Below are 24,122 nucleotides of genomic sequence, written 5' to 3'. Positions count from 1 at the left end.
GTGCTAACAAAACGAATTATACCCTGTCTAGACATTAAAAATGGGCGCACCGTAAAGGGAGTCAACTTTGTTGATTTACGCGATGCTGGAGATCCAGTAGAGCTTGCGGCCATATACGCTGCCGAAGGTGCCGATGAATTGGTGTTTCTAGATATTACAGCTACGGTAGAGAAACGAAAGACCCTGATAGAATTGGTAAAGCGTGTGGCTGCTGAAATCAATATTCCGTTTACGGTGGGTGGAGGTATATCTTCCATTGCCGATGTGTCTGCTTTGCTAAATGCAGGAGCGGATAAGATTTCTATCAACTCTTCTGCCGTTATGCGTCCTGAATTGGTGAGTGAACTGGCCGGAGAGTTTGGAAGTCAATGTGTGGTGGTGGCTATCGACTCTCGGTTTGTAGAAGGCGAACACATTGTTCATGTGAGCGGAGGACGTACCGCCACTGAAAGAAGAACTTTGCTTTGGGCAAAAGAAGTAGAAGAACGAGGGGCTGGTGAAATATTACTCACCTCTATGGATCATGATGGAACCAAAGCTGGCTTCGCGAATGAACTTACGGCTAAAGTTTCGGGCTCAGTGTCCATTCCTGTCATTGCTTCGGGGGGTGCGGGCAACCAAGAACACTTCCTCGATAGCTTCACAATCGGCCTTGCCGATGCTGCTTTGGCAGCCAGTATTTTTCACTTCAAAGAGGTGTCAATTCCAGATTTAAAAAATTATTTAAAGGGCTATAATATCCCAGTAAGAATATAAAAATGAGAGTACTAAAAAACATAAACGAAGTAGACTTTTCAAAAGGGGATGGACTGGTTCCTGTCATCATTCAAGACCAAGTTTCGAACAAGGTTTTAATGCTGGGTTATATGAACGCTGAAGCTTTGGAGAAAACGCTATCAGAAGGTAAAGTGACTTTCTTTAGTCGTTCTAAAAACAGATTGTGGACAAAAGGAGAGACTTCAAATAATTATATTTTTGTTAAAGAGGCTTTGATCGATTGTGATAGCGATACAATACTGATCAAGGCAAAACCAGAAGGCCCAACTTGTCATAAAGGTGATGATACCTGTTTCGAGGAAAGTAACGAAATTGGGGTTGAGTTTTTGGATCAGCTTACGCAAGTGATTAAAGAACGAAAAACAAAATCGCCAGAAGAATCGTATGTGTCTCATCTGTTTTCGAAGGGAATGAATAAGATTGCACAGAAGGTAGGAGAGGAAGCTGTTGAGTTGGTGATTGAAGCAAAAGACAACGATGAATCACTGTTTTTAAACGAAGGAGCAGATCTGTTATTTCACTACATGGTGCTCTTAGAAGCCAAGGGTTACACTTTGAAAGATGTGATCTCAATACTTAAAGAAAGACATAAGTAGGTAATTCATAAATATCTGATTTTTAAATTTTAATGATGAATTTTTAGACGAGTCGAAAAATGAGAAAGAGTGTATTTTTTACCATGTTGTTTTTTAGTCTGATGCCCAATGGAGTTTTTGCACAAGAGGCTAATGAAGGATCGGTTGGAGCATTAATTACTGATCGTCCTACACAGACTTACTCTTCGTTTGTAGTGCCAAAAGGTGCTTTTCAAATTGAGTCAGGGATCGGGTACTCAAGGGCTGCTTTCTCAAATTCTATTGCAAATGTTGTAAACCTCCCTGAGGATTATGCTTCTGAAAACTTCACTTTAAATTTCCTTCAGTTGAGGTATGGACTTAGTGATAATGTAGAGTTAAGGCTGGCTCAAAACGTTTACTTCAATCGAATAAAGTTTGACGGAGATGTTATTAATAGAAGCGATGTTCAATTTGCTCCAACTTGGATAGGTGCAAAATTTAATATTTTGAACGAGGATGGATTTGTTCCCCAAACCTCGTTTTTAGCAGAGTATGTTACCGATGTTTTTGATGAGGATATGGGGCAGGATTTGTTAAATCTTCGACTCAATTTTTCCAACACTTTGAGCGAGAAGTTGACTTTGGGCTACGGTCTTGGGGGCTTTGTTCCTACCAAAAATGGTCCTTTTTATTTAGAGTATTCAGTGGTAGGTTCATATGCTTTTCAACCCAATTGGGGAGCCTTTCTTGAGTTGTTTGGTACGCTAAGAAATGACTGGGTAAATACACATAATGTAGACATGGGCATAACTTATTTGGTGAACAATAATCTTCAATTGGATGCGTACACTGGATTTGATTTGACGAATAATCTTGGGGAGATAGATTTTATTTTTGGATTAGGATTTTCTACTCGGATTCTCAAGAAATAATGTTTCTTTGCGGCATGTCAAAACAAGCTGCCAAACGAATTATGATGATGAGGCCGAAACATTTCGGCTTCGATCCTTCTACTGCCCGTTCAAACTCTTTCCAAAACCAAGAAGGAGCGGAAGATATTAGCTCTATTGAAAGTCTGGCTAAACAGGAGTTTGAACAGGCCGTGATTAAGCTTCGCTCAGAAGGGATTGATGTGATTGCTTTAGATGATACCGATCATCCTGTTAAGCCTAATGCCGTTTTTCCGAATAATTGGGTGTCTTTTCATGAGGATGGCAGAGTGTTGCTCTACCCAATGATGACCGAAAGCAGACGATCGGAAAGAAGAGACGAAGTGTTGACACAGCTTTCTGAAGAAGGAATTAATATAAAAGAAGTGGTTGATTTATCGGTATTTGAAAAGGAGAATAAGTTTCTTGAAAGTACTGGCAGCGTAATTCTCGACTACGATTATAAACTTGCTTACGCCTGTATTTCTACACGTACACACCCAGCAGTATTAGATAAGTTTTGCGAATTAATGGATTTCGAACCTGTTGTTTTTGAAGCTTTTAATAAAACAGACGAGGCCATCTACCATACTAATGTGTTGATGTGTTTGGCTGCGAAGTATGCAGTGATTTGCCTAGATGCAATTCCTTTTATTCAGCGCGAAGATGTTATTAGTGCCTTGGAACGCACTAATCATGAAGTGATAGAGATTACTATGGATCAAATGTATGCTTTTGCGGGTAATATGTTGGAGGTAATCAATAATGAAGGTGAGTCGGTGTTGGTTATGTCAAAAACTGCCTATAATTCTTTATCAGAAAACCAAAAATCAAGGATTGAGAAGTATTCTAAGCTATTATGGACGCATATTCCAACAATTGAGAAATATGGAGGAGGTAGCATTCGCTGTATGATGTGTAAGGTTGAATAAGAAATTTTTATATGAAACCAGTTACTTTTTTGTTTATTTAAACGGTTGATTATTTGATTTGAGTGGTATTTTGCCGATTGTATATTTGGTGAAACTGCCGATTACCTAAGTATAGTTTTGTGTTTGTTCTGATCGTTAGAATTATTTGTAACTATCTGATAGTGAGTAATTAATGATTGGTTTATGACGTATATGCTGTATATTTGCACCCTTAATTTCAAAAAGGGGTCGCTATGTTGTTGATTGTGGGGTACGAAGATGAGATGGATTATGTGTTTGGAAAAATAGAAGGTGAATTAACTAAGGATGTAGCCAGTAGTTATTTTTCTAAAGTAGCGAAGGTGGCTGAGGAATATAACTGCTATAAAGTAATTACCGATCTTAGAGATGCCCAACTCATTGCTACCAGAAGGGAGCTTGAAATTATGGCAAAAGAATTGAAAGGGGTAGGCTTAGATTCTAACTTTAAAAGAGCACTTTTGATTTCAGAGAATATAAAAGATTATAAAGTTTGGGAGAATTTTAATTTCCATCATGGCTTTAAAGATATCCGCTTATTTTCAAACGAAGAAGTTGCCTTGGAATGGATTAAGCAATAACTGAGGCACCTATTTTAGATAAAACAAAGGCCAAATGAGTTAATCATTTGGCCTTTGTTTTTAAATGTATCTTGGTTAAATAATCATCTTGTAGATTTATAGTCAATACGAAGTTCTCTGTCGTTTAATTGATCAGAGGCTCCCTTAATTACTTGCATTCCGCCTCTGTAGTATCCTGTATTTTTCTTAACCTCTATAAGTACGCAATACTCAAGGTCTCCTAAATCAAATTGGTAAAAGCCGTTTTTATTTGGAATCACAGTAAACTTTGGTTCAATATCCTTTTTCTTCAGCTTTTTGAGATCGTAAAAAGTAGTTCCTTCACTTTGGTAGGCTACCCCCTCTATGGTTTCTTTATGTTCAATGTCATACAGAAGAATGCTATTCTGCACAGGTACTCCTACGCTGTCTAAACCTTCAAATTTTTTCAAATGGCCATAAAGACCACTTATAATAGTAGCGTCATTAATTTTGTCAGACATTTTAACCTTAAAATTGAAGTCTGTTGGTTTTTGGGGAACACTTTCTTTTTTACAACTTACTGCTATTGCAAAAATTAAAAGAGCTGAAAGGGTAATCTTAATACGCATTGAATACTAATTTTTGAGATCACGAAGTAAACAAAATTATTTGAGCAATCCGTTTTCTTTGTTTTAAGACTTGTTAAATCTTTAAGTGCTTGATTGGAGTTGAAAACAAAAGAGGTTGATCATTAACGATCAACCTCTTTATATACAATCAAAATTTAAAACGATTACTTTTTATACCAGATGTCTTGAAGTACTCTGGTTTCTTTACTTTGTTTCTTGCCGTTCATTTCAAGAACAACAGTAAACTCGCCTGGTTGGGTTGATTTAGTGATGTATCTCGATTGAGCGATTCTTTCTTCCAAATCTTCACCGCTCATTCCAAAACGCTCGAAACGCTCTCTCATTTGTTGTAGTTGAGCAGCAGATCTTTCGCTAACAATTTCGTCCATTCCCCAAATCATTTGATTTAACCCAGCTTTGGCGTTTACCTCAGTTTTGTAAATCTCTCTTGTACCTTTAAGGATTTTGATGGTTGCTTTGCCAGCGTTCTTTGCGTGGAAATTGATATGAACACCATCTGCACGGCTTTCTCCGTCAAAGTTAGTGTAAGCAGAAGTATTACTTAAACCGCGTACCCACTGAACCGCAGGCTGTACATCAAATAATGTAACATCTGAATTCATTGCTTCGGCAGTTAAGCCTTGAAGTGGGCTAATATCTGCAATAAAAATACCTCTACCATGTGTAGCCACAACAAGCTCATTTTCTCTTGGGTGAATCACCATGTCGTAGGCTGGGTTAGTAGGGTAATTATTGCTAAGCTTTGTCCAGTTTTTACCACCATCAATACTTGCGTATACAGAAAGTTCTGTCCCTACAAATAACAAATTAGGGTTTTTGTGGTCTTCGCGAATTACGTTTACAGGTTCAGTTGGAAGACCAGCAGCAATTGAAGTCCATGTTTTTCCATAGTCTGTTGTTTTGTAAAGGTATGGGGTGAAAACATCTCTACGCATTCCGTTGTATGATAGGTAAGCAGTACCAGGAACGTGTGCAGAAGCTTCAATTCTGCTCACCCAATATTCAGGGTTGTTAGGAATGTTAGCGTTTAGATTCGTCCATGTTTTACCTCCGTCACGTGTAACATGCACATTACCATCGTCTGTTCCTGCCCAAAGCTCGTTGGCATTAATTGGAGATTCTTCTAAAGTAGTAATGGTTCCGTATTGAATATTACCTGTACCATTGGCTTTAACAGCGTCATTTTTAGATAAATCACCACTGATTTCTGTCCAGCTTTCACCTCTGAAGTTCGACTTAACCACTTTGTTTCCGGCATGATAAATCACATCGCTATTGTGTTGTGATACTATAATTGGAGCGTTCCAGTTCCAACGCATATTACGATCGCCAGTATAACGAATGCTTTTGCTTTCGCCAGTTTCCATGTCTAGTCTTGAAAGCGGACCAAATTGAGACTCATTGTATAGGTAACGGTTGTTTGTTCTGTCTACAACATTGTACATACCATCTCCGCCACCTGTACGGTTCCAGTCTTCCAGTCCAATAGAAGCTCCACCTCTTTTAGAACTTGGGCCTCTTACCGAACCGTTATCTTGTAAACCACCATATACATTGTAAGGATAAGCCATATCTACATCAACAGCATAGAACTGCGCCAATGGAATTTCATCAGGGTGATACCAAGTTTTACCACCATCATAAGTAATTCCCATTCCGTGGTCGTAGCCTAATAGCATGTGCTCAGGGTCTGCCGGGTCAATCCACATCGCGTGGTTGTCTCCACCGAATCTAAAAGGAGTTTCCCAAGTTTCTCCGCCATTTCTAGATTCCCACATGCCAATACCAATTACATATACATGGTCAGGATCTTTAGGATTAACTCTTACCTGTTGGTAGTAGTAAGAAGGGGCGCCACCAATATCTACTCCATCAGGGCTGATTTTCTTCCAAGACTCTCCACCATCGTCAGAACGATACATTTCTGTTCCGTCTACAGATTGACCTCTTTCTAAAGGAATACCAATCTCTAACATTTTTCTTCTCTCTTCTGTAGAAATGCCCTTAACGTTTACGTTTTCAACGTTCGCATAAACCACTTTAGAGTTGCTTGGTGCATAAGCCACACCAATTCTACCTAAGAAGCCACCCGGAAGACCTTTGGTTAACTTTTTCCAAGTTTTACCACCATTAGTTGATTTATAGATTCCACTACCTTCACCACCTTCATTGAAAGTCCAAGGCGTTCTGATTTTATCGTAAGCTGCTGCAATTAGTGTGTTCGGGTCTTTCGGACTCATGGCCACATCTACTACGCCAATGAATTTTCCATCCTCTTTTTTAACCTCAAGAACTTTGGTCCAAGTTTTACCACCGTTGGTTGTTTTGTACAAGCCTCTTTCTGGGTTGTCTGAATAAAGTTTACCTAAAGCTGCTACGTATACTATGTCTGAGTTTTTAGGGTCAATAAGTATTCTACCGATGTGATGTGATTCAGGAAGCCCCATGTTGGTCCAAGTTTTTCCTGCATCAGTAGATTTATAGATACCATTTCCCCAGTAAGAGCTTCTAGAGTTGTTGGCTTCACCTGTACCTACCCAAACTACATCATTGTTTTTTTGGTCTACGGCAATGGCGCCTACAGAAATAATATTCTCATTGTCGAAAATTGGCTCCCATGAAATTCCGTTATTCACAGTTTTCCATACACCACCCGATGCCGTTGCAGCATAGATAATTTTGGTTGATTTGTCTACTACTGCAAAATCCACATAACGTCCACCTTGTCGGGTTGGGCCAATGTCTCTAAAATGAATTTTGTCGGCTACATTGGCCGGAATCTTTTGCGCTTGGGCAAACGGAGCTGCAAAGCACAATAAGACAAGCAAAAAGCTAGCGATCTTAATGTTTTTTGTAAATCTAAATTTCATAGTTATTGATTTGAATCGTGTTAAATTACTTCAATTTAGACCGTGGGCAAAAAACGGGTGCAAAGATTACATGAATGGTTTGATTGTGATAGGATTCATTAATGTATGAATTGAACTGGTTGATTATCATTTGGTAAATTAGCTGTTTGGCCAAATTAAAAATTCAAATTAGTCTCGGTCTTTTAAACGAAAAACAAACTTTAACCCCGACCAAATTTCATCAACGGCACAAACCTTTACATCAACCAAACCGCTTTCTAAACCAATTCTTCTCACTACACTATCGTTAATATCGGTGAAAACTTTTGAGGCTTTTTTAGGCCAAGAAATCCATAACATTCCACTCGGTTTAAGTCTTAATTTTAGGGCTAAGATTCTGTTTGAAAGTTCTTCTTCAGACTTGGTGAAAAAATGAATAAAATCGACCTGAACTTCACTTTGATCCTCAATAAATTCAATATGATCAGGTAGGCTTTCAAATAGACCGTTGTAATAGTCAGGTGGATTTATGAGCATGACTTTGAAGTCTTCCTTAATTCCTAATTTTTTAGCCAATGGGGTGCCAGAATATCCGCTCATTATTTTGTAGTGTTGAATATAATTTAATCTGGTGTCATCAGTTTCAAGTTATGGAAGTTGTTTCCAATTGGCAATACGGACGGTTTATCTTTTCTACTTAAAAGATGCGATACAATTACTTGTCATTTATTAGTGATTAGTCGACTTGAGTATTATTTTTGCGCATGGCTGAACAGATACTTATTCTGGATTTCGGTTCTCAATACACTCAACTAATTGCCCGTAGAGTAAGAGAACTCAATGTCTATTGCGAAATCCACCCTTTTAACAATATTCCACCCATTACAGACGACATTAAAGGAGTCATTCTTTCAGGTAGTCCTTGTTCTGTAAGAGATGCAGGTTCCCCTGATTTAGACCTTAGTCAGTTCAGAGGTAAATTGCCTTTATTAGGTGTTTGCTATGGTGCTCAACTTATGGCTCAGAAATTTGGAGGCAATGTGTTGCCTTCCGAAATCAGAGAATATGGTCGTGCTAAGTTGAATCATGTAGATATGCATTCCGATTTGATGAAAGAAATCAATTTGGGTTCGCAAGTGTGGATGTCGCATGGAGATACAATTTCCGATCTTCCCGCAGATTTCGATATAATTGCCAGCACACCAAGCGTTAAGGTAGCTGCGTATAAAATTCGTAATGAAGAAACCTACGGAATTCAGTTTCACCCAGAGGTAACCCATTCCACTGAAGGGAAAGAGTTGCTAAGAAATTTCGTGGTGCATATCGCAAATTGTAGTCAAGATTGGACCCCAGATGTATTTGTAGAATCTACTGTAGCCGAGCTTAAGGAAAAACTAGGAAATGATAAAGTAGTGCTTGGTCTTTCAGGAGGAGTCGATTCTTCAGTAGCTGCTGTACTTATTCATAAAGCTATTGGCGAAAATCTACATTGTATTTTTGTAGATAACGGACTTTTAAGAAAGAACGAATTTGAAAGCGTTTTAGAGTCGTACAAAGGAATGGGCTTAAACGTAAAAGGCGTTAATGCCAAAGATCAGTTCTACAAAGCCCTTGAAGGAATTTCTGATCCTGAAGGAAAACGTAAAGCCATCGGTAGAGTGTTTATTGAAGTTTTTGATCAAGAAGCACAGAAAATTCAAGGCGTAAAATGGTTGGGGCAGGGCACTATCTACCCAGATATTATTGAGTCTGTTTCGGTTAACGGCCCATCGGCCACAATAAAGTCGCATCACAACGTTGGAGGTTTACCTGATAAAATGAACTTGAAGGTAGTTGAGCCGTTGAATACGCTTTTCAAAGACGGTGTAAGACTTGTAGGAAAAACTTTAGAGATCGATCCAAATATTCTGGGCAGACACCCTTTTCCAGGCCCAGGTTTGGGAATTCGTATTTTAGGAGATATTACCGCTGAAAAAGTGGCTATTCTTCAAGAAGTGGACTACATTTTTATCAATGGTTTGAAAGAAGCTGGTTTATATGATGATGTGTGGCAGGCAGGTGCAATGCTACTCCCAGTTCAGTCGGTTGGAGTAATGGGCGATGAACGTACCTATGAAAAAGTGGTAGCACTTAGGGCCGTGAGCAGTGTAGACGGTATGACAGCCGATTGGTGTAATTTACCGTATGAGTTTTTGCAGGATATTTCGAATAAAATTATCAATCAAGTAAAAGGAGTAAACAGAGTGGTGTATGATATCAGTTCTAAACCACCGGCTACGATAGAATGGGAATAAACATGATAATTAAGACCCGCTGTTTTATAGTATTGACCTTCTTATTGTTTGTTGGTTCTTCAGCCTTCGCTCAAGATATTAAATCCATGTTTGACGAAGCAAAGGCTTTGTTGGACCGCGATCAATATGCTTTGGCAATGGGAAGGTTTAAGCAAATTACTGCTCTAGATCAGGATAATGACTTAGTGAGGTATGCTGGTTTTTACGAAGCCATTTCGGCTTATCATTCAGGTGATGCAGCAATGGCACAACAGCTATTCACACAGTTGGAAGAGAAGTATCCAAATTGGTTAGAGTCGGCCAATGAGATTAATTTTTGGCAGGCGAAAATTGCTTTAGAAAGTGGTGAACTCGAAGCTGGATTAAGCCATTTAGCATCGATAAATGATAATAATTTCAAGGAAGAAATTGAGGCCCTTAAAATTGAACACATAGCTAAGGTAAATGACAGAGATCAGTTAAAGTCTTTGCTTAAAGACCATCCAGATCCAATTATTGCTTCTAACTTATTGACTTCGTTACTTTCAGATAATGTGATGGATCGAAACTTTGTTTTGATTGATAGCCTTATTACTACCTTCAAAATTAATCCCGAAGCAAATATTGACGGAGTAGATTTCTCTCCTAAAAAGGATGTCTATAACATTGGTTTGTTTTTCCCTTTTCAATACGGATCAGACTCTATCAGTCTAGTCCGAATGATGAATGATTGGCCTGTTCGTTTTCTCCAAGGAATGAAATTAGGTTTAGAGAAGTTGGCGGAAGAAAACATCAATATCAATTTGATGACCTTCGATACCAAAACGAGCGCAACAACAACCCGTGCTATTCTAGCCGACCCTAAACTCAAAGAGCTCGACTTAATAGTTGGCCCTGCTTACCCAGGCCCAATTGGCGAAGTAGTTAGGTTTTCCAAAGAGAATAAGATCAATTTTATTAACCCGTTATCTTCAAATGGTGAAATCTTGATCGATAACCCATTTGCTTTTCTGTATTACCCAAGCAATGAGTCTTTGGCCATAAGTGCAGCAGAATATGCTCGAAAATACCTGACAAAGAACAAGAATGTAGCGATATTCTATGCTAGCGAAGCAGATAAGCCTAGGGCTCAGCTTTATAGAAAGCTGATAGAAAAGGATACATTCAATGTGGTAATTGAGCAAATGGTAAGGCCAAATGAATCAGCTAAAATTCAGCAAATGCTGGTAGAAAAAATCAAAGTTGATAAAGATTCTGCTAGGCGTGCTCGAATGATTGCTGAAATGGACTCACTATTAAACGCTGGCGTAAAGAAATGGGAGAAGTACTCGGGAGATGATTTTCTAGAAGAAAAGTTGGGCATAATGCCCGATAGTATTGGTCATATCTTTATCGCTTCCGATATCCCTTCGCTCTCTGCAAGTGTTATTAGTGGTATCGATGCCCGAGAAGACACCATCTATTATGTAGGCTCATCTCGCTGGTTAAGTTCTGAACAGTCCATTTCATTTCAGCAATTAGAAAGGGTAGAAGCTGTATTCACAGGCTCTAACTGGATTGATTATGATAAAGCTAGCGTAACGGAATTTAGAGAACGCTATTTAAATAAGTTCTCTGCTGTACCTAGAAAAGAAGATAGGCTAGGTGATGCCTACATCGGTTACGACATTATGGTTACTTATGGTAGGTTGCTGAATCAGTATGGAAAGTACTTTCAATTGGGTTTAAAAACTGTAGAAACGGTACCAGGTGAATTAACTGAAAGATTTAGCTATCAGCTCTCAAACGACAATAGGTATACACCGATCTTAAGAATGGTCGATTCGAAAGTAAAAAAATCAAATAATTAATTTCTCATGCTCAACTCTTCTCGCAGTCAAAAGCTATTTGACCAAGCTCAAAAATCTATTCCAGGTGGTGTAAATTCTCCAGTTCGTGCTTTTAAATCTGTAGGAGGAAATCCGCTTTTTATTAAAAAAGCAAAAGGAGCATTTATGTACGATGAGGATGATAACGCTTTTATTGAGCTTATTAATTCTTGGGGGCCAATGCTTTTTGGGCATGCCAATGATAAAATTGAGTCAGCTGTAATTGAAGCAGTGAAAGGATCGCTTTCTTTTGGCGGGCCTACCAACGCTGAAATAGAAATGGCGGAAATGATTTGCAGTATGTTTCCTTCCATTGAAAAAGTGCGAATGGTGAATTCTGGTACCGAAGCTACCATGTCTGCTGTGCGATTAGCAAGAGGGTATACGGGCAGAGATAAGATAATTAAATTCGAAGGCTGTTATCACGGACACGGTGACTCATTTTTGATTGCGGCAGGTTCTGGAGCAATGACGATGGGAGCGCCAGATAGTCCGGGAGTAACTAAGGGAACCGCTGCAGATACCCTTACCCTTCCTTTTAACGACCTCGAGAAGGTCAAAGATTTACTACATACAGTAGGGAATGAAGTGGCGGCAATAATTCTTGAGCCAGTGGCTGGAAACATGGGTTGTATTCTACCTAAAGAAGGTTACTTACAAGGTTTAAGAACATTGTGCGACCAGTATGGAATCATACTTATTTTTGATGAAGTAATGACGGGCTTCCGTTTGTCAAAGTCAGGAGCACAAGGTGTTTTTGATGTACAAGCTGATTTAACCACTTTAGGGAAAATTATTGGTGGTGGAATGCCAGTGGGGGCTTATGGTGGTAAAAAAGAAATAATGGATTTTGTTTCTCCAGTAGGACCAGTTTACCAAGCTGGAACACTTTCAGGAAATCCCGTGGCAATGGCTGCTGGCTTAGCTATGCTAAATCTCATTAAGAATGAGAGTGGTTTATATGATCGTTTGGCAAAAATTACTCAGCGAATAGAAGAAGGTTTTCAGAAGAATCTTGATGGGTTAGGGTTGCCATATACTATGAATAGAATTGGGTCCATGATCAGTATTTTCTTTACAGATCAGAAGGTTACCGACTTTGATTCTGCTAAAACTTGCGATACGACTATGTTTGGTAAATACTTTAGAGAGATGCTCAATAATGGCGTTTATTTGGCTCCATCTCAGTTCGAAACACTCTTTATTTCTGATTCAATTACCGAAGAACTAGCCGATAAAATTATTGAAGCCAACTACAAGTCATTAAAAGCTATTCATTAATAGTACCAGAAGCTCATAAAGATTTCGAAGCTGAAGAAAATCTGTAAGAGTATAATGTAAATAAAGCCTACAATGTTAAACTTAACTAGGGTTTTAAACCAGCCCTGTTTGTACACATTTAAGAAGGAAATATATACATAAGTACTTACTCCAATAAAAGTTAATATTCCAACGATGACCTGCCACCCTGAGTGACCTACCAATAGCTTGAACATCACCAATAAACTGATGCCATAAATAAAGTAGGCAAAAGAATGTACATGAAGCGCGTGTACAATATGTTTGATATACAGGTGGTTACGTCTTGCGTAAACTACTTTAAGTACTAAGGCAAAAAGCGGAATAAGCAAAAACATCATAATAGGAAGGTTGCCAAGAATAAAGCCTTTGAAACCTTCTTCATTTTTAAAAACCTTTCTCACTTGTGATTTAAGGTGTCGAGCATCTTCTCCACTAGTAGTGTCTGTAATATTAAAAACCTTATAACGACCTTTTCCTCCCATTAAAGAGTCCATAAAAGCATCGTCACTCATGTGCCTGTCTCTAGCCCATCGGTTTGTTTTATCAAGAAAATGTTCATTCTCGTTCGAAGCAATAAGATCAACTGCATTTAATGTTACTTGGGTGTTATTTATAATAGCGGAATCGTATTTACTTACGAGTGAATCATAGAGCATATTGAAGTTACCAATACCACTAAATTGCTTCACGAGCGAGTCGTTTAAGGCTTTTATTTTGAGTGAATCCGTAAGAATAGCAAAATCTGGGTCATTGCGAAGTTCCTCAATGTCGGTCCTGGCAGGAATACTAAAACTGTCGTCACCTAGTTCTCTAAGATCGAAACTGAGCAGGTACGAAATAACAAAAAAGTAGAATACACTGAGTACTAAATAAAGCCTTACTGGATGAATGAAGTGCTTAATTTTACCATCCTGAAACCTATTCGTGAGCTTACCAGGGCTGAATAAAAACGGCATAATGCTGTTGGCCATCTTAGAATCTACCCCAAGGTAGTTGTCTAAAAACTCCCTGATTAGAATTGAAAATGTGATATTATTATCGGTATTGGATTGTCCGCAGGTAGGGCAAAAGTTATAACTTTCTTCCAACGCACTCTCACAATTACTACAGTGCGTACTTCTACGTTTTTTGGCTTTCATTCAAAAAAAAGTGTTTTCCCTAAAGTTAAAGATAGGTGCTTAATACCATTCCCCAAATATGGGGCAAGAAAAAAGAGCTAGAAAATCTCCCAGCTCTTTTAATGAGTAGTATTTAGGTGTAAGTTTTTTAGATCATTTTCAGAATCATGTCATGATTCAACTGCCCGTGCTTTTCTTTTAAGACATGAATCTTTGCTACTTGTGCTTGTATTTCGTTTCGAACGGACAGACTTCCCGAAAAATAAGTCATTCGTTGTATCATCCCTTCCTGTATTTCCAGTGTATTATCTTCACTATCTACTAAAGTGCCAACCCAGTCTTCTTGCTGTACATTGTATTTTTTACGCACTAAATCTGTTATTTCTTTATGGAGTTGAATAGAAGTGTTTTTCACTTCAATTACGCCCAAGAAAAATTCATCTTTTAAAAAGTGGAATTGTAGTATACAGTTAACATTACAAACAGTGATTCTGTAGAAGAGAATCTTATGATTTTTTAATACGGATTTCTTTCGTGAAATATAGTTTGGCTTGCCTAAATGCTTAACGGCTTCTTTTGTTGTTTGGCCAAAGCTTACTCCGTAAAAACGGATGTTCTTATCCGTGTTTAATTTGTTGGTGTTTCTTAGGTTATTAGTAAGGTTGAGGAGTCGAGATTGGTTTGCTAAAAAGTTCTTTCCTTCATAGAAATCACTTTTGCTTACTTTGTAGCGCTGGCTTTTATTGCGTAACATGAAAAACCCTCCAAAAAAAGGATTCATCTTCAATGATTGCATCACACGGGTGTTTAGGTCTAGTAATTGGCGCTTTTGGTTGAAGAGCCGATTTGAAGTAACAAAGAATATCATTCTTTTCCAAAAGGGTAAGCGTTACTAAATCATTAATTAGGATGCTTTAGCCCACTTTTTTTGATTTTACAGCTTCGTTTTGCTTGTGAAATACGAAAAATTGTGTGTGTAAAAAGTATTGAATTTTGTTAAGTTTTTATTTCTTAGCTCGCTAGTGATCAGAGAATGACAAAATCGATTGAGAACACTGTTTGATCCCATATTAACTTAATTACTCCCCCATTTTCTGATTCTTCTATTTTAATAGTAAAGGGTTCTGTAACCTCTTTTTGCTGATTGATCTGCATTGGAACTCGCCCCAAATCACGATCTTGGTTATATGACTGTCCATTTTGGCCTGTCTGCTTGTTGATAATCAAGGTTCCGCCATCGGGCTCTGGGATAGTAAAAAAGGTGTATTCACCTGCAGGCACATTAAGATCACCAATTTTAAGGTTTTTAGAGGTTTTAAAATGTGTGGCTCTGTTGGCGCCAGTTCTCCAAAGCTGTCCCCAAGGAACAATCCCTCCGAATATTTCTCTGCCTCGTTTTTGTGGCGAACCATAAGATACATCAAATTCAGCACCTTTAAATTCAAAGTGTTCTTCTGGAGCTCCAGAAAGTTCGCCAAAGGTTTTTCCATTTTTGTCAGCTTCAGCAAAAGAGGCCGCAACCTTATTTATGTCTACAGTATTAACTCTATGAACTTTCAGTTTTCTAGTAGTAAGCCCGGCATCTAACAATTGAATGTCTCCATTTTCATGAATATCAACGCCCATAACACCTCTAGAAGGGTGGCGGATTGTAAGGCTGTCACTTCCTTCTTTGGCGATTATAAAAGTAGAAAAGCCTCTTCCAGTCCAAAGTCTCTGATTAATACTGTCGTTAGGACTTTGAACTGCTTTATTAAAAGCTAAGTCGTAAGGCCAGTGTACCATATCTATAAACGGAAGCATGTCTTTTTCGAATGCTACTGTTCTGACCGTTGTACCATCTCTACTTTCTGATTCTACTCGAAGACTGTCTTGCAGTCTGGTCATTCTTTGAACCAAAGTTCCAGCGCCATTAAAGCCTTGAGTAGGATCGTAGTCCGTGACTTCTAAAGTTGAAAAGTCGCCATTTGCAAAAGTTAGATCGTATTTTCTTAAAGAAATGCTAGGTGAACGCAGTACCACTTTGGCTGTAAAATAACCCTCCGACTTGCTGAATGACTCTACCGCTAAAGTGTCATTTCCTAATAAAGTGATAAAACCAGCTTCGTTGGATGTGTTTGGAGATTTACAGGAGGCAACAACAGTGGCTACCAATAAGGCAAGGAATATCTTTTTCATAAGGCTTGACATAATTCTATTATGAGAAAGATAAACTAAAGTACTAATGCTACAAACAGCCTTTATATCAGTGGTTAAGCTTTTGTTCTAACCTTATTCCATGCTTTAATTTGCCAATAGATATTGCCCGTGGTTAAATGGTTTCCCTCGCTATCGTGTGTTTTTACTTCGCAATTGACTACTATAGATTCTTGAGTTTTTAAAGGGGCAATTACTTCATTCTCGAGCCACTCATCGGTTACAGAAAATTCAGCAAACGAATCCATTTTACCTTGGTAATGGTAGTTCATTTCCATTTTCTGCATAATAATTCGGTATTGTTTGGCATCTAAGGTGGAAAGTAAAACAATACCTGTTGTAAATTCAGATACAGTAGCTAAGCCGCAAGCGTGTAAACCTTTAATATGATTGAAGTTGCTTCGCTTGTAGGGGAATAGAGTTTTAACAGATTTATCGCCAATAGATACGATCTTAATTCCATGAGGTTTGTTGAAAGGAATCATTCGGGCAAGCCCCCAATTAAGAAGTGATAAATGACGTTTTGAATTTTTTGCTTTTTCTAAGAGTTGGGCGGGATCGAACATGGTTTACATTTTTCAATTAATTTAGGCAAGTTTCTTTAAATACATAGAATATGCTCAGTTTTTGGGAAAGAGAATCATTTATAAATTTCGATCATATAATAATAGGAGGGGGAATAGTAGGGCTTTCCACAGCTGTGGCCATAAAAGAAGAATTCCCGATGCAGTCGGTAGCTATTTTAGAACGGGGTACTTTCCCGACTGGCGCAAGCACCAAAAATGCTGGTTTTGCCTGTTTTGGTAGCCTTACTGAGATTATGAATGACTTGAAGGGAATGACAGAAGAAGAGGTGCAAGAACTTGTTGAGTTTCGCTGGAAGGGGCTCGAGCTTCTTCGTTCGCGCTTAGGTGACGATAATATTGGCTTCAAAAATTACGGAGGCTATGAATTGCTCTTTCAACATGATTTATTGGCATTAGACGCTATTGATAAAGTAAATCATTTATTAAAACCGATTTTTAATAGGAAGGTCTATTCTGAAAGATATGACCTGATCAAAACTTTTGGTTTTAACCAGACTCATGTTAAATCCCTTATTGAAAACCCATTGGAGGCGCAAATCGACACCGGTAAAATGATGAAAGCCCTCGAAAGTTTCGCACAACAATTGGGTATTAAAGTGTTTACTAATTGTGAAGTGCTTTCTTTTGAAGAAACTTCAGAAGGCGTAACAGTTAATACACCCCAAGCAAGTTTTAAAGCCAGAAAACTGGCCATTTGTAGCAATGCATTTACCCGAAAATTATTGCCAGAAACAGAACTAAAACCGGGTAGAGGGGTGGTTTTGGTAACAAAGCCAATAGTTAATCTTCCATTTAAAGGTACTTTTCATTACGAAGAAGGCTATTATTATTTCCGTAATTATGAAGATCGAATCATTTTTGGAGGAGGAAGAAACTTAGATATTGAGGGGGAAGAAAGTACAGAGTTCGAGGTACGGGAACTGATCTTGGATAAACTAAAATCAGATTTGAAGAACATTATTCTTCCCAACCAAAATTTTGAGGTAGATATGGCTTGGGCAGGCATTATGGCTTTTGGTAAAACAAAACAACCTATCGTTAAAAAACACAGCGAAAATATTGTTTTGGGAGTTAGGCTAGGAGGTATGGGAGTTGCCGTTGGAAGCAAAGTTGGACAGCGTTTAGCATCTCTAATGCTCGAATAAAATAAATCTTCTTATCTTCAAATCCTGACTTCAAAAGAACTATGACGAATACTCAAAGTAAGCCTACTCTTTTTCAGGCTTTTATACCAATTATCTTTTTAGTAGTAGCCCTTTTTATCAATGTTAGAATCTTTGGAGATTCCTCTCTTGATGGCTCAAACCAAATAATTCTAATTCTTTCGGCTGGGGTAGCTACTTTGGTGGCGCTTAAGTTGGGATATAAATGGGATACTATTCAAAGTGGAATTGTGAAAAGTATCAGTTCTGCTATGGCTTCCATCATCATTTTACTTTTGATTGGCTGTTTGGCCGGAACTTGGTTGCTAAGTGGAATTGTACCCGCCATGATATACTATGGTTTACAAATCCTTAATCCCACCATTTTTCTTTTTGCTGCTTGTGTTATTTGTGCTGTTGTTTCAATGGCCACTGGTAGTTCTTGGACCACCGCAGCTACTGTTGGTATTGCACTAATTGGAATAGGTCAGGCCTTGGGCTTGAATGAGGGTATGGTTGCTGGAGCGATTCTTTCAGGTGCCTATTTTGGAGATAAAATGTCGCCATTATCAGATACTACCAATTTAGCTCCAGCAATGGCAGGAACGGATTTATTTACCCATATCAGGTACATGACATTAACTACCGTGCCGTCAATTATCATTGCATTAATCTTGTTTTTGATTTTAGGTTTTACCAGTTCTGCAAGTGGAGATATTAACGAAACGGGTGAGATTCTAACAGCCATTTCTTCACGTTTTAATATTAACGGATGGTTATTTTTAGTGCCTTTGGCTGTAATCGCAATGATTCTAAAGAAAATGCCAGCCATTCCGGCCATTCTAATTGGTGCTCTGTTGGGAGCTATTTTCGCGTTGATTTTTCAACCCGAAGTAGTTACATCGGTTGCTGGATGGGAAGGTGCTAATTGGGAAGTTACTTTTGTAGGTATTATGAAATCGCTTTACGGAGATATTAGTGTGGTTACAGGTAATGCAATGGTAGACGAATTATTAACTTCTGGTGGTATGGCCGGAATGCTCAACACCGTTTGGTTAATTGTTTCAGCCATGATTTTTGGAGGAGTAATGGAAAGAACTGGTTTATTAAAACGAATTGCAGCTGCAGTAATTTCGAAAGTAAGTTCTACGGGTTCATTGGTTACCGCTACAGCTGGAACTACCATTTTCTTTAATGGTACAGCATCAGATCAATATTTAGCCATTGTGGTGCCAGGCAGAATGTATGCTGATATTTATAAGCAAAAAGGGCTTGCACCAGAAAACCTTTCAAGAACTTTAGAAGATTCGGGTACGGTAACTTCGGTACTTATTCCTTGGAACACCTGTGGAGCTTACCATTCAAGCGTATTGGGTGTAGCTACCGGGGCTTATATACCTTACGCTTTCTTCAATTTAATAAGTCCGCTGATGACAATAGCTTTTGCTTACCTCAATATTAAAATCAAAAAAATAGATCCTTCAAAAGTTGAAGAGACCGAAGAAGAACTAGCAGCCGAATGAGTTTTACCAAATCAATAACCAAGGCAGAGTTAATGGAATTACCGCTTTCTGGTTATAAAGGAAAAGTGGTCATTGCAAATACAAAAGAATCCATTCAACAGGCAATGGATGAAATTAATCAGTTTGATGTAGTAGGCTTTGATACCGAGGCCAAACCTACCTTCAAAAAAGGCCAGATTCGTAGAATCTCTCTTATTCAAATAGGAACGCCAGAAAAAGTATATCTGCTTAGAATATTACATTCAGGGCTTTTGCCTTGTATTGTTGATTTTATGGAGAACCCTAATATTACCAAAGTTGGAATTGGTTTGGAAGACGATTTCAACCTATTGAATAATCTACAACCTTTCAATCAACAGGGCTTTTTAGATTTGAATAAGAAGTTCGCTGATATTGGTGCCGAAAATGTAGGCGCCAGAAACTTAGCAGGTATGATTATGGGAATTCGCATTTCGAAGTCTGCTCAAACTTCTAATTGGGAAGTAGAGCAGCTAACCGAAAAGCAAATACGTTATGCCGCTACCGATGCATGGATTTGTTTAGAGATATACAATAAGCTCGATGAATGGGGCTTTATAGATTAGACAACCTTACCAAGAATGGTATTTGATAAATTGAAAATGAAAAAAACACTGATTTTGTTTTTGGGGCTCGTGCTGTCTGTATTTCAGGCAAATGCCCAACAGTTAGACTCGTTTGTAGAAAATTACTACAACATGGCCGATGCCGAATTTAATCAAGAATCGGCTTTTCAGACCGTAGATTACGTGCAGCAATACTGGCGATTGGCTGGAAACGAAGGTTTCAATAACAGTATTTACCATGTAGTAGAAAAGCTAAAAATGGCGGGTTATGTATTAGAAGAAAATGCAAAACCTACCGATCGACTTACCTATAGAATTGAGAAACGAGCCATGTCGCGCCCCACTTGGGAACCTGTTTCAGGCTCTTTGAAAATTGGAAATCAGGAGTTGCTTAACCTTAAAACCAATTTCAATATGATTGCTTCCTATTCGTATAGCACTGATGGCGAAAAGGAATACGAAGTGGTGTATGTTGAAAAGGTATCTGCCGAAAGTCTGAACGGAATGGACTTAAAGGGCAAGGTGGTAATGACGGAAGGTAGCCCTAGCCGAACCTTTAATGAGGCGGTGAAAAAACATGGTGCTGCTGGAGTGATTACTTATGGTTTGCCAAGCTATAACCAGCCAGAAAAGCATCAAAATTCTATTTCTTTTACTGGAATTCCTAACGACCCTGAAGCCAAAGCTTTTGGTGTTTTACTTTCATATAAGGCACATGAAGTGCTGAAAAAGGCTGTTTTGGCGGGGCAAACAAAAGTGAAGATCAACCTAGAGACCAAAATTTACGAATCAGAAGAATTGACACTAGTAGCGGAGTTGAAAGGAAGCACATTGCCAGATGAACGTTTTGTTTTCAGCGCCCATGTGCAAGAGCCGGGGGCAAACGATAATGCGAGCGGAGTAGGGGCTTTGGGGGAAGTAGCTTCTTCTACTGCCAGACTTTTTAAAGCTGGAAAGGTAAACCCTGAACGCACCATTACTTATTTATTTGGCGATGAAATTGTTTCCACTCGTAGATACGTGCAAGAAGACGCTGAACGTGCAAAAGGCATAAAATGGGGGATGAGCCTTGATATGGTGGGAGAGAACACAGCCATTACTGGCGGTTCTTTCTTAATTGAAAAAATGCCTGATCCAGGAGCCATTTGGACCAGAGGAAAGGAAAAGCATACAGAATGGGGCGGAAGACCTTTAAAGAAGGATCAATTGAAGCCGCATTATTTCAACGACCTGACCATTGGTGTTTTCGAAATGATTGGCGATAAAAAGAATTGGGAAGTAAATTATAACCCATTTGAAGGAGGTAGCGATCATACGCCATTTCTTCAAGCCAATATTCCGGGCCTATTGCTCTGGCACTTTACCGATCAGTTTTATCACACCGACCAAGATAGAATAGACAAAGTATCGCCTGTGACTTTAAAGAATGTAGGAATTGGCGCGATGATTATCTCTTTAATGCTTACTGAAAACAGCGATCGTTTGGCTGATGTGGTGCTGTATGAGGCTTCAATGTCGGCTACGATGCGTCTGCAGGCCGAATTGAAATTGAGTAAAGATGCAATTGCCAATGGGGCTGATCTAGCAGAACAAAAAGACATTATCAGTACTTGGGCAGATTATTACAGAGATGTGTTTAATGCTACTTTAGATATTGAACCAAAAAATATGGAAGCCTTCAAGAATAACTTATCATCAACTCAAGATGCATTAATGGGCTATAGAAATCTTGTTTTAGGGCAGTTGAAGTAGTCTTTTCTTGTTTTAAAGAATCAAAAAAGCCTCGGTTTGAATATTCAGACCGAGGCTTTATTATGAAATGAGCTTTTGTTTAATCTTCGTGTACAACGATTTTATTGATTTTATCACCCTGACGGATTTCATCAACAATATCTACGCCTTCAACCACTTTGCCAAAGCAAGTATGATTTCTGTCTAAATGAGCAGTATTATCTCTGCTATGGCAAATGAAGAACTGAGAACCACCAGTATTTCTGCCTGCATGCGCCATTGAAAGCACACCACGATCGTGGTATTGGTTATCACCATCTAATTCACAATCGATTTTGTAACCAGGGCCACCAGCACCAGTGCCATTAGGGCAACCACCTTGGATTACGAAGTTTGGAAGTACACGATGGAAAGTAAGTCCATCATAAAAGCCTTTCTTAGCCAAGTCAGTAAAATTCTTCACTGTGTTTGGGGCGTCCTTTTCATAGAACTCAACTTTCATTACCCCTTTTTCGGTTTGTATTTCTGCTGTCATGAATTGTTATGATAAATTTGAAGTACAAAGCTAAGCGTTTCAGAACAAAACACGTTTCACCTTTTAAAAAGAATAGAAATTATGCCACTACTTTCCCGAAAACAAAAAGTGAAAATGATTAATTGGTACCCTCCGTTTTTGGGGGCGGGCATTAAACTCACTTACTTGTCTGACGATTTTATGAAGGCCGAGGTGCAAATGAAACTACGCTGGTGGAACAAAAACCTCGTAGGAGTACATTTTGGAGGTTCTTTAGCTTCAATGTGCGATCCGTTTTATATGCTTTTACTGATGAACACCTTAGGACGTGATTATATTGTTTGGGATAAAGCGGCCTCCATTCGATTTAAAAGACCCGGCAAAGGAACAGTGAAGTGCGTGTTTGAATTAACCGAGCCGCTTTTAACCCAGATAAAAGAAGAAGTGACAGCCGCTGGTAAGAAAGATTATTACTTTGATCTAACCGTTACGGATGAAGAAGAAAATGTGGTTTGTGAAGTGCATAAAACAATTTATGTAAGGAAGAAAGAAGGCTAGGTAGAACTTTTAAATTTATCAATTCATCAAGGGGTTGTTAACCTATTTATCATGCCTTGAAAAATTAAGCCGTGAAAGGGAAGCACCGAGAACCAGTATAACCGACCAAACAAACCTAAGGGTCTGAAGGTGGCGGTTTGAACTAGTTTGTCTCCAATAATTCGGAATTCAAGCCATGCATCACCAGGTAATTTCATTTCAGCATATAAAAGCAATCTCCCTTCTTCTTTATCAGCATACAAAACTCTCCAGAAGTCTAATGCATCGCCAGCGTTTAAAGAGGTTAAGGAAGTACGGCCTCTTCTTAGCCCCACTCCGCCAGATAGTTTATCTAAAAAGCCTCTCAATTTCCACAGCCAGTTTCCATAATACCAACCGTTTTCACCTCCAATACTCCAGATTTTATTGATCGAATATTCACGGTCTGTAAGCTTTTTCTCTCTAACATCTTTAAAACAACCAAAAGTGGGGACTTCGAGAAAATCTGATAGCTTAAATTCAAAATCACTACTTATAAAAGCATCTTTCCAACTGGATACTACTTCGTTTCTTTCGATTTTACTGAAGGCCTTTTTCAACGATTCTTGATAATTCAAGGGCTGTATTCCCAGTATTTTATTAATATCGTCATTCCTGCAAATCACTTCTACTTTCATGCTATTGACCAATGCCGTGGCAAGTTTGTAAGAGGTTGAGGTTACAAAATATAGCCAATAGGAGGAGAGTTTGGGTGTCATTACCGGAACAGTAAATATATATCGCTTGAGGTTGCGTATGCGGCCAAACTCAATGAGCATTTCTTTGTATGAAAGTACATCAGGCCCTCCAATATCAAAATCTCTGTTATAAGTTTTAGGGTTCAGTAGGCTTTGAGAGAGAATCTTTATTACATCTGAAATTCCAATAGGCTGACATTTGGTGTTGAGCCATTTGGGCGTAACCATAATGGGCAATTTCTCTACCAAATCCCTCATTATTTCAAACGAAGCACTTCCAGAACCAATAATAATCCCTGCCCTTAGCGTGGTTAAGTTGTAATTTCCTTTTCCGAGTTCTGTTTCTACGTTTTTCCTTGAAGCTAGGTGTTTCGATAAAGCTGATTCATTTACAATCCCACTCAAATAGACCACATGTTCTATTTGCGTTTTACTCATTGCCTCTCTAAAATTTACGGCTGATTCTTTCTCTAACGATTCATAATCGGAGGAGGCAGACATAGAATGAACTAAATAAAATGCACCGTCAATATCTTTAGGAATAGCGTCTAAAGAAGCTTTATCAAGTAAGTCAACCTGAATAACTTCGATCTTCGACTTTAGTGATTGTGGAGGGGTAAATCTATTAACATCTCTAACACAGCAGATAACTTGGTGACCCGATTCAACTAATATGGGAAGAAGCCTTTTGCCGATGTATCCTGATGCGCCTGTGAGTAGTATTCTCATGTACTTAATTAAACGCAGCGGTTTTAT

The 24,122-nt window shown here is 38.6% G+C and carries 22 protein-coding genes; 13 read left to right on the top strand and 9 right to left on the bottom strand.

What is annotated here, in order from left to right; all coding sequences use genetic code 11:
* The 5 genes from hisF to OB69_RS01315 all read left to right on the top strand — a co-directional run bounded on the left by hisF (position 1) and on the right by OB69_RS01315 (position 3,794).
* Positions 1-756 (top strand): imidazole glycerol phosphate synthase subunit HisF, encoded by a 756-nt coding sequence (gene hisF / locus OB69_RS01335; RefSeq protein WP_053221885.1) that lies wholly within the window; start codon positions 1-3, stop codon positions 754-756.
* Positions 757-758: 2 nt separating this feature from the next.
* Positions 759-1,373, top strand: coding sequence for a bifunctional phosphoribosyl-AMP cyclohydrolase/phosphoribosyl-ATP diphosphatase HisIE (gene hisIE, locus OB69_RS01330; protein ID WP_053221884.1), 615 nt, complete (start codon positions 759-761; stop codon positions 1,371-1,373).
* A 59-nt stretch (positions 1,374-1,432) separates the two neighbouring features.
* Positions 1,433-2,266, top strand: a complete 834-nt coding sequence (locus OB69_RS01325) for a transporter (protein ID WP_053221883.1) — start codon at positions 1,433-1,435, stop codon at positions 2,264-2,266.
* 14 nt (positions 2,267-2,280) lie between these two features.
* On the top strand, positions 2,281-3,195 hold the full coding sequence (ctlX, locus tag OB69_RS01320; RefSeq protein WP_053221910.1) for a citrulline utilization hydrolase CtlX: 915 nt from the start codon (positions 2,281-2,283) through the stop codon (positions 3,193-3,195).
* A 233-nt stretch (positions 3,196-3,428) separates the two neighbouring features.
* Complete coding sequence (locus tag OB69_RS01315) at positions 3,429-3,794, top strand: hypothetical protein (RefSeq protein WP_053221882.1); 366 nt, start codon at positions 3,429-3,431, stop codon at positions 3,792-3,794.
* Between the two features lie 83 nt (positions 3,795-3,877).
* On the opposite strand, the gene OB69_RS01310 is transcribed toward OB69_RS01315, so the two are convergent.
* The 3 genes from OB69_RS01310 to OB69_RS01300 all read right to left on the bottom strand — a co-directional run bounded on the left by OB69_RS01310 (position 3,878) and on the right by OB69_RS01300 (position 7,854).
* On the bottom strand, positions 3,878-4,384 hold the full coding sequence (locus tag OB69_RS01310; RefSeq protein WP_053221881.1) for a hypothetical protein: 507 nt from the start codon (positions 4,382-4,384) through the stop codon (positions 3,878-3,880).
* Between the two features lie 164 nt (positions 4,385-4,548).
* A complete protein-coding gene (locus OB69_RS01305; RefSeq protein ID WP_082338020.1) occupies positions 4,549-7,275 on the bottom strand; it encodes a VPS10 domain-containing protein in 2,727 nt (908 codons plus the stop codon).
* Positions 7,276-7,443: 168 nt separating this feature from the next.
* Positions 7,444-7,854, bottom strand: coding sequence for a DUF3052 family protein (locus OB69_RS01300; protein ID WP_053221880.1), 411 nt, complete (start codon positions 7,852-7,854; stop codon positions 7,444-7,446).
* Positions 7,855-8,018: 164 nt separating this feature from the next.
* Here OB69_RS01300 and guaA point away from each other — a divergent pair, with 164 nt between their 5' ends.
* The 3 genes from guaA to hemL are packed head-to-tail and all read left to right on the top strand — an operon-like array spanning position 8,019 to position 12,676.
* Positions 8,019-9,548: a glutamine-hydrolyzing GMP synthase gene (guaA, locus tag OB69_RS01295; RefSeq protein WP_053221879.1), complete on the top strand. Its 1,530-nt coding sequence runs from the start codon at positions 8,019-8,021 to the stop codon at positions 9,546-9,548.
* Positions 9,549-9,550: 2 nt separating this feature from the next.
* A complete protein-coding gene (locus tag OB69_RS01290; protein ID WP_185096840.1) occupies positions 9,551-11,377 on the top strand; it encodes an ABC transporter substrate-binding protein in 1,827 nt (608 codons plus the stop codon).
* Between the two features lie 6 nt (positions 11,378-11,383).
* Entirely contained in the window at positions 11,384-12,676 is a 1,293-nt protein-coding gene (gene hemL / locus OB69_RS01285; protein ID WP_053221877.1) for a glutamate-1-semialdehyde 2,1-aminomutase, read from the top strand.
* On the opposite strand, the gene OB69_RS01280 is transcribed toward hemL, so the two are convergent.
* From OB69_RS01280 to OB69_RS01265, 4 genes are all read right to left on the bottom strand, one after another.
* A complete protein-coding gene (locus OB69_RS01280) occupies positions 12,673-13,836 on the bottom strand; it encodes a DUF3667 domain-containing protein (RefSeq protein ID WP_053221876.1) in 1,164 nt (387 codons plus the stop codon). The genes hemL and OB69_RS01280 overlap by 4 nt on opposite strands.
* 127 nt (positions 13,837-13,963) lie before the next feature.
* Positions 13,964-14,569, bottom strand: a complete 606-nt coding sequence (locus tag OB69_RS01275) for a hypothetical protein (RefSeq protein WP_157608461.1) — start codon at positions 14,567-14,569, stop codon at positions 13,964-13,966.
* 272 nt (positions 14,570-14,841) lie between these two features.
* A complete protein-coding gene (locus tag OB69_RS01270; protein ID WP_053221908.1) occupies positions 14,842-15,993 on the bottom strand; it encodes a DUF2911 domain-containing protein in 1,152 nt (383 codons plus the stop codon).
* A 74-nt stretch (positions 15,994-16,067) separates the two neighbouring features.
* On the bottom strand, positions 16,068-16,577 hold the full coding sequence (locus OB69_RS01265; RefSeq protein WP_053221874.1) for a DUF4442 domain-containing protein: 510 nt from the start codon (positions 16,575-16,577) through the stop codon (positions 16,068-16,070).
* A gap of 50 nt (positions 16,578-16,627) precedes the next feature.
* Between OB69_RS01265 and OB69_RS01260 the strand changes: the two genes are divergently transcribed.
* Genes OB69_RS01260 through OB69_RS01245 form a run of 4 tightly spaced genes read left to right on the top strand, consistent with a single transcriptional unit; the run spans position 16,628 to position 21,599 of the window.
* Positions 16,628-17,743, top strand: coding sequence for an NAD(P)/FAD-dependent oxidoreductase (locus OB69_RS01260; protein ID WP_053221873.1), 1,116 nt, complete (start codon positions 16,628-16,630; stop codon positions 17,741-17,743).
* A 41-nt stretch (positions 17,744-17,784) separates the two neighbouring features.
* The gene (nhaC, locus tag OB69_RS01255; protein WP_053221872.1) at positions 17,785-19,263 is read left to right on the top strand and encodes a Na+/H+ antiporter NhaC; all 1,479 of its coding nucleotides are present in this window, start codon (positions 17,785-17,787) and stop codon (positions 19,261-19,263) included.
* Entirely contained in the window at positions 19,260-19,847 is a 588-nt protein-coding gene (locus OB69_RS01250; protein WP_053221871.1) for a 3'-5' exonuclease, read from the top strand. The genes nhaC and OB69_RS01250 overlap by 4 nt, the downstream gene beginning before the upstream one ends.
* 36 nt (positions 19,848-19,883) lie before the next feature.
* Positions 19,884-21,599: a M28 family peptidase gene (locus OB69_RS01245; protein ID WP_053221907.1), complete on the top strand. Its 1,716-nt coding sequence runs from the start codon at positions 19,884-19,886 to the stop codon at positions 21,597-21,599.
* Positions 21,600-21,678: 79 nt separating this feature from the next.
* Here OB69_RS01245 and OB69_RS01240 read toward each other — a convergent pair whose 3' ends face one another.
* Complete coding sequence (locus OB69_RS01240; protein WP_053221870.1) at positions 21,679-22,113, bottom strand: peptidylprolyl isomerase; 435 nt, start codon at positions 22,111-22,113, stop codon at positions 21,679-21,681.
* Between the two features lie 114 nt (positions 22,114-22,227).
* Between OB69_RS01240 and OB69_RS01235 the strand changes: the two genes are divergently transcribed.
* The gene (locus OB69_RS01235; protein ID WP_245620759.1) at positions 22,228-22,650 is read left to right on the top strand and encodes a DUF4442 domain-containing protein; all 423 of its coding nucleotides are present in this window, start codon (positions 22,228-22,230) and stop codon (positions 22,648-22,650) included.
* Positions 22,651-22,676: 26 nt separating this feature from the next.
* Here the strand turns inward: OB69_RS01235 and OB69_RS01230 are convergent, their stop codons facing one another.
* A complete protein-coding gene (locus OB69_RS01230) occupies positions 22,677-24,095 on the bottom strand; it encodes an SDR family oxidoreductase (RefSeq protein WP_053221868.1) in 1,419 nt (472 codons plus the stop codon).
* Between the last annotated feature and the right edge of the window lie 27 nt (positions 24,096-24,122).

It is taken from the genome of Roseivirga seohaensis subsp. aquiponti, from assembly GCF_001267955.1.
Lineage (GTDB): Bacteria > Bacteroidota > Bacteroidia > Cytophagales > Cyclobacteriaceae > Roseivirga > Roseivirga seohaensis.
The sequence above is the reverse complement of the archived record's forward strand: the minus strand, read 5'-3'. Positions and strand labels throughout refer to the sequence as shown.